10 protein-coding genes are annotated in these 12,349 nt (G+C 32.0%); all 10 read left to right on the top strand.

Features of this window, described 5'->3' with window-relative positions; translation table 11 throughout:
- The 10 genes from G0Q09_RS09830 (at position 1) to lysS (ending at position 11,709) form a co-directional block, all read left to right on the top strand.
- The gene (locus G0Q09_RS09830) at positions 1-597 is read left to right on the top strand and encodes a DUF5606 family protein (protein WP_038333500.1); all 597 of its coding nucleotides are present in this window, start codon (positions 1-3) and stop codon (positions 595-597) included.
- Positions 598-603: 6 nt separating this feature from the next.
- The gene (gene mazG, locus G0Q09_RS09825; RefSeq protein ID WP_114999814.1) at positions 604-1,368 is read left to right on the top strand and encodes a nucleoside triphosphate pyrophosphohydrolase; all 765 of its coding nucleotides are present in this window, start codon (positions 604-606) and stop codon (positions 1,366-1,368) included.
- 338 nt (positions 1,369-1,706) lie between these two features.
- Positions 1,707-3,698: an excinuclease ABC subunit UvrB gene (uvrB, locus tag G0Q09_RS09820; RefSeq protein WP_219034730.1), complete on the top strand. Its 1,992-nt coding sequence runs from the start codon at positions 1,707-1,709 to the stop codon at positions 3,696-3,698.
- Between the two features lie 21 nt (positions 3,699-3,719).
- Positions 3,720-4,529 (top strand): DUF4846 domain-containing protein, encoded by an 810-nt coding sequence (locus tag G0Q09_RS09815; protein ID WP_219034729.1) that lies wholly within the window; start codon positions 3,720-3,722, stop codon positions 4,527-4,529.
- 85 nt (positions 4,530-4,614) lie between these two features.
- Positions 4,615-5,775 carry a cysteine desulfurase family protein gene (locus G0Q09_RS09810; RefSeq protein WP_125350150.1) on the top strand — a complete coding sequence of 387 codons (1,161 nt, stop codon included), beginning with the start codon at positions 4,615-4,617 and terminating at the stop codon, positions 5,773-5,775.
- Positions 5,775-6,299, top strand: coding sequence for a CvpA family protein (locus tag G0Q09_RS09805; RefSeq protein ID WP_114999807.1), 525 nt, complete (start codon positions 5,775-5,777; stop codon positions 6,297-6,299). Before G0Q09_RS09810 ends, G0Q09_RS09805 begins: the two co-directional genes overlap by 1 nt.
- A gap of 198 nt (positions 6,300-6,497) precedes the next feature.
- Positions 6,498-7,874 (top strand): DNA recombination protein RmuC, encoded by a 1,377-nt coding sequence (locus G0Q09_RS09800; RefSeq protein WP_219034728.1) that lies wholly within the window; start codon positions 6,498-6,500, stop codon positions 7,872-7,874.
- A 31-nt stretch (positions 7,875-7,905) separates the two neighbouring features.
- Positions 7,906-8,844 carry a hypothetical protein gene (locus G0Q09_RS09795; RefSeq protein WP_219034727.1) on the top strand — a complete coding sequence of 313 codons (939 nt, stop codon included), beginning with the start codon at positions 7,906-7,908 and terminating at the stop codon, positions 8,842-8,844.
- Between the two features lie 76 nt (positions 8,845-8,920).
- Entirely contained in the window at positions 8,921-9,901 is a 981-nt protein-coding gene (locus G0Q09_RS09790; RefSeq protein WP_219034726.1) for a hypothetical protein, read from the top strand.
- A gap of 107 nt (positions 9,902-10,008) precedes the next feature.
- Complete coding sequence (gene lysS / locus G0Q09_RS09785; RefSeq protein WP_219034725.1) at positions 10,009-11,709, top strand: lysine--tRNA ligase; 1,701 nt, start codon at positions 10,009-10,011, stop codon at positions 11,707-11,709.
- The last annotated feature ends 640 nt before the right edge of the window (positions 11,710-12,349 follow it).

The raw sequence follows: 12,349 nt of genomic DNA, 5'->3' as shown, positions 1-12,349 counted from the left end.
ATGGATTTATCAAGAGTTATCGCAATTTCAGGAAAACCAGGATTATACCGTTTAGTTTCTCAAACAAGAGGTGGTTTTGTTGTTGAAGATTTAGAAAAAGGTAAAAAAATCTCAATCGCTTCTAACTACAATGTTAGTTTATTAGACAACGTTGCTATTTACGGAGTATCACAAGAATTTCCTTTGGCTGAAGTTTTCTTCAGAATTTACAAAAAAGAAAACGGAGGAGAAACGATCGATTACAAAACTTCTGGTGCAGAATTGCGTAAATATATGGAAGAAGTTTTACCAGAATATGACGATTCAAGAGTTTATGATTCTGATTTGAAAAAATTATTCCAATGGTATAATATCTTACACAAAAACGGATTATTAAACATCGACTTAGCTGCTGTAGAAGCTGCAATGGCTGCTCAACAAGCACAAGAAGCTCCTGTTGCTGAAGTAGAAGCTACAGAAGAAGTTGTTGTGGAAGAAAAACCAAAAAAGAAAGCTCCTGCTAAAAAGGCTGCTGACAAAAAAGACGCTGAAGAAAAACCTGCTAAAAAAACTGCTGCTAAAAAAACAACAGCAAAAAAAGATAAAGACGCTGAATAATTAGAGATGAATACACGTAAAGATCAATTACAGGCTTTCGAAAGATTGTTGGATATAATGGATGAATTACGTGAAAAATGTCCGTGGGATCGTAAACAAACAATGGAAACGTTGCGTACGTTATCTATCGAAGAAATTTATGAACTTTCGGATGCCATCATCGAAAAAGATTCGGATGAAATAAAAAAAGAACTAGGTGATGTTTTTCTTCACCTAGTTTTTTATTCTAAAATCGCATCAGAACAAAACAACTTCGATGTTGCTGATGTTTTAAATGGTATTTGTGACAAATTAATTCATCGTCATCCACATATTTACGGCGATGTAGAAGCAAATACAGAAGAAAAGGTGCTTCAAAATTGGGAACAAATCAAACTAAAAGAAGGTAACAAATCTGTACTTTCTGGCGTTCCTACTTCTCTCCCAGCAATGGTAAAAGCTTACCGAATTCAAGACAAAGTAAAAGGTGTTGGATTTGAATTTGAAAATTCTGATCAAGTTTTTGATAAAATTATCGAGGAAATTAATGAATTCAAAGAAGAACAAAATCCAACAGATAAAGAGATGGAATTTGGTGACATTTTATTTTCTTTGATTAATTATGGACGATTTAATGGCATCAATTCTGAAGATGCTTTAGAAAGATCGAACAAAAAATTTATCACACGTTTTCAGAAATTAGAAGAAATCGCGAAAGAAAATGGTCAAAACATAGCTGATTTAACCATTTCCGAATTAGATAAATTATGGAATTTAGCGAAAATTCGCTAGTGTAAACTTAACACTATAAAGTTTATTCAAATCAACGAAAACGTTGTAATCAGACGTTTTAACACTATTATAAATAACTTTTATCGACACCAATAAAACAAAGTATTACAAATTATTGTGCACGCACAGAAAACCGACATATATTTGCAATGGTTATAGCGGGCAATAGCTTGTAATAATGGAAGGAAGTTTGTTTACTAAGTAAACAGTTTTCTCATTTTTTTGTGGTTTTGATGAAAAGGTGACTTAAAGTCGCCTTTTTATTTTTTATCAACTTCTATGTAAAATCACAATTCATAACAATCCTTTTTTATCTGAATAATTTGTAAATTTGTAGAATGCAGTTTCAATTAAATTCTGAATTCAAGCCAACTGGTGATCAACCAAAAGCTATTGAAGAATTATCAAATGGTATTCTAAATAATGATCGTTATCAAACACTTTTGGGTGTTACAGGTTCTGGTAAAACATTTACAATCGCGAATGTTGTACAAGATGTGCAACGTCCAACTTTAGTTTTGGCACATAACAAAACGTTGGCGGCACAGTTGTATATGGAATTCAAAGAATTTTTTCCGAATAATGCAGTCGAATATTTCGTTTCTTACTATGATTATTATCAACCAGAAGCTTACATTCCTTCATCAGGAACCTATATTGAGAAAGATTTATCAATTAATGAAGAAATTGAAAAGCTTCGTTTAAGTACAACTTCCTCCCTACTTTCTGGTCGTCGCGATATTTTGGTTGTGGCTTCAGTTTCGTGTTTATATGGTATTGGAAATCCAACAGAATTTCATAAAAATGTGATTCAGATTGAAACGGGGCAAATTATCTCGAGAACAGCTTTTTTGCATAAATTAGTCCAAGCTTTATATTCGAGAACAGAAGGTATTTTTCAACGCGGAAATTTTAGAATTAAAGGAGATACATTAGATATTTTCCCTGCTTATGCGGATGATGGAATCAGAATTAATTTCTTTGGTGATGAAATCGAAGAAATCTCAGTTTTCAATGTAGAAACAGGTAAAACTTCAACTAAATTAGATAAAATTAATATTTATCCAGCCAATCTTTTTGTTACTTCTAAAGACACTTTAAATGGTGCAATTGCTGATATTCAGATCGATTTGGGTAAACAAGTTGAATATTATCATGAAATCGGAAAACATCTCGAAGCAAAACGTTTGCAAGAACGTACTGAATTCGATTTGGAAATGATCAAAGAATTGGGATATTGTTCTGGAATCGAGAATTATTCGAGATACTTAGACGGTCGCGAACCAGGAACTCGTCCATTCTGTTTGTTAGATTATTTCCCAGAAGATTATTTGATGGTGATTGATGAGTCGCACGTTACAGTTTCTCAAGTTCATGCAATGTATGGTGGAGACCGCTCGCGCAAGGAGAATTTAGTAGAATATGGTTTCCGACTTCCAGCTGCAATGGACAATCGTCCGTTAAAATTCGAAGAATTTGAAGCTTTACAAAATCAAGTGATTTATGTTTCAGCAACACCTGCGAATTATGAATTAGAAAAATCGGAAGGAGTTGTTGTAGAGCAAGTCATTCGTCCAACAGGATTATTAGATCCAATTATTGAAATTCGTCCAACACAAAATCAAGTCGATGATTTGATGGAAGAAATCAATAAACGAGTAGAGTTAGACGAACGTGTTTTGGTCACTACTTTAACGAAACGAATGGCGGAAGAGTTAACGAAATATTTGACAAAATATGGCGTTCGATGTCGTTATATTCATTCTGATGTGGATACATTAGAACGTGTTCAGATTATGGCTGATTTACGCGCTGGATTATTTGATGTTTTGGTTGGAGTTAATCTTTTGAGAGAAGGTTTAGATTTACCTGAAGTTTCTCTAGTAGCAATTTTGGATGCTGATAAAGAAGGTTTTTTAAGAAGTCATCGTTCTTTAACGCAAACGGTTGGTCGTGCTGCTCGTAACGTGAATGGTTTGGCGATTATGTACGCAGATAGAATTACAGATAGTATGCAATTAACGATTGATGAAACAAATCGTCGTCGTGAAATTCAAATGAAATACAACAAAGATCACAATAAAGTTCCGCAAGCTTTAAACAAAAAAATAACGAAACTAAGTTTAGCTGCAGCAGATTTTGAAGAAAATCCTTACGAACAAAAACATTTGATTCAACAAGCAGCAGAGATTAATGAAAATTATTCGACAGAAGATAAAGAGAAATTGGTACAAAAATTGGAGAAAGAAATGGAAAATGCTGCAAAAAATTTAGATTTTATAAAAGCAGCCGAATTAAGAGATCAAATTCAACTCTTAACCAAAGAATAGCACGTTTTTTTCAACATTTCAATGAAAATTTTTAAGAATACATTTTTAATATTATTTACTCTTTTATCGTCCTGTAATACTCATATTCTAAAATCTTCTACTAATAATGAATTGATAGAAAATGAGGAGTATAGTCTCATTCATTCTCGTGAATTAAAAATTTTCAAAAAATTTGATACACCTCCAAATTATGAAAGGAATCAAAATTATACAGATTTTGGTAAATGGATAAATAACCTTCCGCTCAAAAACAATAATACAGCTGTTTATTCTTTTGATGGTCAAAAAAAATCTAATCCAAATATATATGTAGGAGTTTTAGATTTAGAACAACCCAAAAAAAATGTACAGTTTAATGCAAATGCGATGATGAGTTTGCGTTTAGAGTATTTCTTCCGTTCGAAAAAATACAATGAAATAGATAAATTGTCTAAAATTTCTACAAAGCCAATTCCTTACACTGACTATGTAAAAGGAGATTATTCTCATACGAAATACATGCAATATTTGATCTATTATTTAGAAAATACAAATTCAAATACAATTGCTGAATTATTAAAACCAATCTCTATCAAAGAGATTCAAATTGGCGATGTATTTTTTCAAAAGGGAAATATAAAAAGTCATGCTGTAATGGTAATTGATTTAGCGAAAGATAAAAATGGGAATAATATATTCATTTTGGCTCAAAGTTATTATCCAAGTCAAGACATTCATATTCTTTCTAATCCAAGCAACGATTTAATCTCACCATGGTATATTGCAAAAGAAGGCATACTTCTTACACCTGAGTGGAGATTTTTGTCTTCGGACTTGATGCGTTTTAAATAACATTTTACTTTTTCAATCCTTACATTTTACTTAAATTTGTTGTTCAAAACCTCAAAGTAAACAACAATACAGTAAATAATCGATAATGCAAAGAGTATATTTAGACAATGCAGCAACCACAGCAATTCGTCCAGAAGTAGTTGACGAAATGGCAAATGTGATGAAAAATGTTTTCGGAAATCCATCTTCTACCCACGTTTTTGGTAGAGAAGCCAAGGCACTTATAGAAATGGCTCGAAAGAACATTGCGCAGCGTTTAAATATTTCTCCTGCCGAAATTTATTTTACTTCTTGTGGGACAGAATCTAACAATACGATTATACGTTCTTGTGTAAATGATTTAGATGTTACACGTATCATTACTTCGGATATGGAACACAAATGCGTACAAGAAAGTATCAAAGATTTAGAATATCGTGGAAAAGTTGAAGTAATCCGCATCAATATTCAAAAAAATGGAGACATTGATTATGCTCAATTAGAGGAATTAGTTAAAGATCAATCTAAAAAAACATTGGTTTCTTTGATGCATGCTAATAACGAAATTGGAAATTTAACAGATATTAAACGTATTTCGCAATTGTGTCAAGAAAATAATACATTGTTCCACACAGATACGGTGCAAACAGTTGGTCATTACGATTTAGATTTCCAAGATTTGGGAATGGATTTCGCTTCTTGCTCAGCACACAAAATTCATGGACCAAAAGGTGCTGGATTTTTATATGCAAAAAAAGCTTCGCATTTAAAAGCCTTGATTGCTGGAGGAGGACAAGAAAGAGGAATGCGTTCTGGTACCGAAAACGTATACGGAATTGTTGGACTTTCAAAAGCTTTTGATTTAGCAATTGATGAGTTAGAAGCTCATGTTAATCACATCAAAGAAATTAAACAATATACAATCGATCAATTAAAAGCAGCTATTCCAGGCGTTTCTTTCAATGGATTATCAGATGATTTAGACAAAAGTTTGTATGCATTATTAAGCATCAAATTACCATTTCATGATGCCTTAATCGGATTCGAATTAGAATTAGCTGGTATCGCTGTTTCACAAGGAAGTGCTTGCAGTTCTGGTGCAGCAAAAGTTTCATTAGTTATGCAAACATTGTACACAGAAGAAGAAATTGATCAAATGACGCCTTTACGTGTATCTTTTTCATACGAAACAACTAAAGAAGATATTGATGTCTTAGTTGGAACATTGAAAAAAATCGCTGAAAAACATCAATTACAAAACGCTTAATGACTGATTTCAATCAACTTGATATTCTGATTTTAATTGCGTTAGCTTTTGGTTTTATCAACGGATTTTTCAAAGGTTTTATTTCTCAATTAATTGGGTTAGTCGGTTTTTTTGTAGCAATTTGGTTAAGTTTTAAATTTTATCAAATCATCGAAGTTTATGTCGATTCTTACAACATTGTTGCAGATAGCTTAACTTCTTTGGTTGCGTTAGTTATTACATTTGCAATTGCTTTTTTCACAATAAAATTAGCGTCAAGTTTAACACAAAAAACAGTAGAAGCAGTTGGTTTAGGAATCATTAATCGATTTGGTGGAGCGGCTTTAGGATTAATAATCTCTTTACTTTTAACATCAAGTATTTTGTATTATATCGATCCGATTTTAGAACTAGGATTTAAAGAAACAAAAGACGAAAGTCAGATTTTACCAATTTTGAACGAAAGTTCTCAAATCATCAAAAATTCTATCTTCGAAACAAAAGATAATTTAAGGACAGAATCCCAAGATTCTATTCATTTATGATCATACAAAGACAGCTTTTTCAAGCTGTCTTTTTTCTTAACATTAATTTTATAAAAGGCACAAAAATTATCTAAAGAGATCAAAACAATTAATTTAAGATGAAAAAACAATTCTTAGAAATCGTTTTTTTATGATTTTATTTTTAATAACGACATATTGTGTCGTATAAAATCGTTCCTTTGTTTAAATTTTAAGATTATGAACAGCGCAATCATACTTTCATGCATCCTTTTTTTTATCATTGGAGCCGTTATCAGTTTTTTATATTCAAAATCGAAAGCAAATTCAGCCATAATTGGAAATGAAATAAAACACCAAGAACTTCAGAAACAATATGATTCGCTAAAAAATGAATTTATCGAAATAAAAGATGATGCAAATTTCAATTTGGATCAATGGCAAAAAGAGCGCGAAAAAAATACAGAATTAACGGTTCGCCATCAAGAAGCAATGAAAGCTGTGGAGGAGCAAAAATCGTTTATGCTCGAAACCAATGAACGATTAAAAGAGCAATTTGAAGCACTTTCAGCTCAAGTTTTGAAAAGTAATAACGAACAATTTCTTGATTTAGCGAAAACAACATTGGATAAACATTTTTCTAATTCTCAAAACGATTTAGAAAAACGTCAACAAGCGATTGATTCGTTAATCAAACCATTAAATGAAAGCTTGAATAAATTTGACGGAAAAATATCCGAAATAGAAAAAGCTCGAGAAGGCGCTTATTCAGAAATTAAAGTTTTCTTAGATTCAATGCGTGGTACAACCGATAAATTACAAAAAGAAACCAATACATTAGTTTCTGCACTTAAAACTTCGCACACAAGAGGAAAATACGGAGAAATTGGGTTGCGACGTGTAGTTGAGTTTGCTGGAATGTCGTCTTTTTGTGATTTTGAAGAACAGACTTCTGTTCAGTCCGAAAATGGTTTGCTTCGCCCAGATTTAATCGTTAATCTTCCTGGAAATAGAAAAGTTATTGTCGATTCTAAAGTTCCGTTAAACCAATATATGCTTGCATTTGAGACGGAAGATGAGAATTTGAGAAAACATCATTTGCAAATGCACGCGAAAGCTGTCCGCGAACATTTAAAAAATTTGAGTTCTAAGGCTTATTGGAATCAATACACAGAAGCGCCCGATTATGTGGTGATGTATTTACAAATTGAAAGTTCTTTTGGTGCTGCGTTAGAATTGGAGCGAACTTTGATAGAAGATGCATTAAACAATAGAATAATTATTGCAACACCAACTACTTTGATTACAATGCTTCGCACAATTGCGTTTAGCTGGCAACAATTAAATGTTGCGGAAAATATATATCAAATGCGAGATGCAGGGATAGAATTATACAATCGTGTGAATGTTTTGATACAACATTTGGCAACTGTTGGTCATAATCTAAACCAAGCAACCCAAAGTTACAATAAAGCTATAGGTTCATTAGAAAATCGTTTTATTCCGCAGGTTAAAAAGTTGAAAGAAATCGGTGGAACTTTGATGGAAAAAAAAATTTCGGAAACTAAGCCAATTGATACAATGATTCGTTCAATAAATAACTTGGATATTCAATAATCATTCTATATTTGTACAACTTTTAGAGAGAATGAAAACAAGCCTATTTACCTTGATTTTACTATACTCTCCTGCCATTTTTGCGCAGGTGAATTTTGAAGAAAAATCTGTACAGGTAAAACCAAATTTAGAATTAAATAAAGTATATAACTACTCATTTACAGATCGTAACTTTTCGATTTCTGTAAATGACACGGTTTCTAAAGTCATCAACCAATCAAATAAATCGATGGAATTGGTTGACAAAAATGATTTTGCCAATAAGTATACATTTGTAAATGGTAAAAATCAATCTAATGATCCTGACGAATTTTACCGCGATTTTATCAATAATTCTGAAGGAATAGAATACGAATTCACAACAAATCCTTCTGGAGAATTTTTAGAATTATTAAATGTTCCTCAGATTGAAGAAAAATTGCTTAAAATAACAGATAAACTTGGCAAACAGCGCAAAAAATCTGATGATTATAAGTCAAATATTGCGTACATCGAGGAAATGGTCAAGTCAAAAACCTATGTTCCGTATGTTTTTGAGCAAGAAATTCATGTTTTCAATTATTTTAATGGACAATATTTTCGTTTAGGTGAAACGTATGAAGGAAAATCGGTACAGGAAAATATTTTTGGTTTTCCAATTTCTTCTACAACAAATACTTATCTAAAAGACATCAACAAAGAAAAAGGTACGTATACAATTGCTTCTGACCAAAATTTGAGCAAAGATGATTTTGAAAAATTATGGGAAGAAATGGCGTATTATATGTTGAATGATGCTAAACTGAATTTGTCACAAGAACAGGTAAAAAAAGAAATCAAAAAATATTCAGAAACAGTTGAATTAAAAGTAAAATATGAAAATACATACGATTTGAATTCAATTTTAATCAAATCTGAATATTTATTTAGCTTAAACATCGGTTCTAAGAAAACAGTTAATCAATTAAGTATAAAACTTTTAAATGACTAAGTTTTATTTTTTAACGAATTTCAAACTTCATTTTAGATAATTTGCTCTATTTTTGAATTAGTTTGATTACTTATAAATGAAAATTAATTTTACATATTATCTGTTTTTTCTATTTTTTTCGATAAAAATATTTGCCCAAGATCCTATTCAAGATACAATTTCACCGGTTGTTAAAAATGATACCATTTTTAATGCTCCGCAGGAAACGATTATTTTTCCCAAAACATATTGGAATATTGGAAACGAAAAACGATATAATGTAACAACAAGTGAAGTGAAATTGGAAGATGACACGATTTCGCATCAAGAACAATATACTTATAACGTTATTATTCAAGTTGAAAATATTTATCAAAACGAAACCATTGTAAAGTGGAATTTCAGAAATATACAATTCAATTCAAAATCATTTTTAAATAATCCTTTTTCGTTAGTTAATAATGTTTCGATTTCCTTTAAAATAGATCAAGACGGACGATTTTTAGGTTATACAGATTTAGATAAAACGATTAAACAATTGGTTTTATCTTCAGAAGATTTAGAGAATAAATATTTGGATAATCCTACTGCGATTGCGTTAATCAAAAAGAATCTTCAACAATATTCTACAGAAGAAAGTATTGTTAAATTATTTGACAAAGACATTCGTCAATTCCATCATTTTTATGGAAAAAGTAATTTTACTTTAGAAAGTGCGCCATTTGTTTATCAATCTTACATGGACAATTTATTTAGCACTTCTCCCACTCCAGCTACAACAGAATTGAAATTGAATGAGATTGGAGTTTCGCAAACCAATTACATTATGTCAAGTTTTCAGGAAGCCGATAAAGATTGGTTGGCCAATTCTTGGTATACTTATCTAAAAGAATTAGCAACAAAATTAGGTACAGAACAGCCTTCTGAAAATAGATTGAAAGACGACATAAAATATTATGTTAAAACGACTTCGCGTATCAAGGATAACGGTTGGATTTCATATAGTATCGAAACCAAAAAGGTAAAATTTCAAGATACAGATTATACATTAGAGCGCCGTTTTGAGTTAGTAGACTAAAACTCGCATCAATACTGATAATTCTTACATTATTAAATCATAAAAACTTCGTGAATCAAGATTATTTTTCATAATTTTGCATTCATTTTATATAAATTATATTCACTATGCAATTGTCTGAACAAGAAATTATTCGTAGAGAAAAACTACAACAATTAAGAGACTTAGGCGTTGAGCCTTACCCTGCCGAAGAATTCGTGATAACTTCTAATTCTAAAGAAATTAAGGAAAAGTACGAAGAAGGAAAGGTTGTCAAGCTTGCCGGACGATTGATGAGTGTTCGTGTAATGGGGAAAGCTTCTTTCGCTGAGTTACAAGATAGCGAAGGTCGTGTACAGGTTTATATCTCGAGAGATGATATTTCTTCGTCTGAAGAAGGAATTGAGTATAATACAATTTTCAAGAAATTGATGGATATCGGAGATTTTATTGGAATTGAAGGATATGAATTCAAAACTAAAGTAGGTGAAATTTCTGTTCACGTAACAAAATTAACTTTGTTATCAAAAACTTTACGTCCATTACCAATTGTAAAAACTGACGACGAAGGTCATGTATTTGACGCTTTTACAGATCCAGAATTGCGTTACCGTATGCGTTACGTAGACATGGTTGTAAATCCTCACGTGAAAGAAATTTTCTTAAAACGTACACGTTTATTCAACGCAATGCGTAATTTCTTCAACGATCGTGGATACATGGAAGTAGAAACTCCTGTTTTACAATCGATTCCTGGGGGTGCAGCAGCTCGTCCGTTTATTACACATCATAATGCATTAGATATTCCATTATATTTAAGAATCGCGAACGAATTATATTTAAAAAGATTAATCGTTGGTGGTTTTGATGGTGTTTACGAATTTTCTAAAAACTTCCGTAACGAAGGAATGGATCGTACGCATAATCCAGAATTTACAGCAATGGAAATTTATGTTGCTTACAAAGATTACAACTGGATGATGGATTTCACAGAGCAATTATTAGAACATTGTGCAATTGCTGTTAATGGAACTTCTGAAACAACTTTCGGAGAACATAAAATTGATTTCAAAGCACCTTACAAACGTGTAACAATGCGTCAATCAATTATTGATTTTACAGGATTTGATATCGATGGAAAATCTGAAGCAGAATTATTTGAAGCTGCTAAAGGAATGGGGATCGAGGTTGATGAGACTATGGGTAAAGGAAAATTAATCGATGAAATTTTTGGTGAAAAATGTGAAGGAAATTACATTCAACCAACTTTCATTACAGATTATCCAAAAGAAATGTCTCCATTGACTAAAAAGCACCGTGATAATCCAGAATTAACTGAGCGTTTCGAATTAATGGTTTGTGGAAAAGAAATTGCTAACGCATATTCTGAGTTAAATGACCCAATCGATCAACGTGAGCGTTTTGAAGCACAAATGGCTTTAGCTGATAGAGGTGACGACGAAGCAATGTTTATCGACCAAGATTTCTTACGTGCATTAGAGTACGGAATGCCTCCAACATCAGGTTTAGGAATCGGAATGGATCGTTTGATTATGTTCTTAACAAATAATCCATCTATCCAAGAAGTTTTATTCTTCCCTCAAATGCGTCCAGAAAAAGCTGCACCAGCTTACGAATTGACAGAAGAAGAAACTCAGATTATTGGAATTTTAAAAGCTAACGAAAACATTGATTTGAATGAATTAAAATCTCAAGCTGCTTTAAGCGGTAAAAAATGGGACAAATCAATGAAAAATTTAGCAAAATATAACTTGACTAAAGTAACTGTTGAAGGAGATTCTAAGACAGTTTCATATTTAGGCGAGTAAATTATTACCCTTTCATCTATATTTAAAAAGCTCAACTTCGGTTGGGCTTTTTTTGTAATTATTTGGGCGTTCCCTCGCTCTTTGCCTTCCATTTATATTATTTATTATTCATAGAATAACCAAAATAATACAAACACAGCTAATGCAAATCGCTCGGTCGGGCTATCCGTTGCAATCTTTTGTAGAAGAAAATTGGAAGTGATTACAGGAAAATCCAATTTCTACAAAAGGATTTCCACTACTATCCCTAACGCGGGTTGTAAGTTCTGAGTTTTGAGTAATAAGTTATAAGACGTAAGATTTAAGACTTACAGGAATAGAAGTAGAAGTTAAAATATCCACTTGAGGGAAATAGGGGCTTTTCGATTTATGAGTTGTAAGTTATAAAGGAAGCTTCCTTTTTATCAAGAAGAAGCTTCTTGTTGACTAATTAGAAGCCTCTTATTTACTGATTGGAAGCTTCTTGTTTTATAAAACATAGTCTGGAGATGCGTAAAGCTTAAAACGTTCAGTCTAAAGCGCGACGTATACCCACAAAAAAAGCCTCAAGTTGTTCACTTGAGGCTTTTGATAAAAACTGGCGACGACCTACTCTCCCGTAAGTAACAGTACCATCGGCGCAGGCAGGCTTAACTTCTCT

Source organism: Empedobacter falsenii, assembly GCF_019308355.1.
Taxonomy (GTDB): domain Bacteria; phylum Bacteroidota; class Bacteroidia; order Flavobacteriales; family Weeksellaceae; genus Empedobacter; species Empedobacter falsenii_B.
The sequence above is the reverse complement of the archived record's forward strand: the minus strand, read 5'-3'. Positions and strand labels throughout refer to the sequence as shown.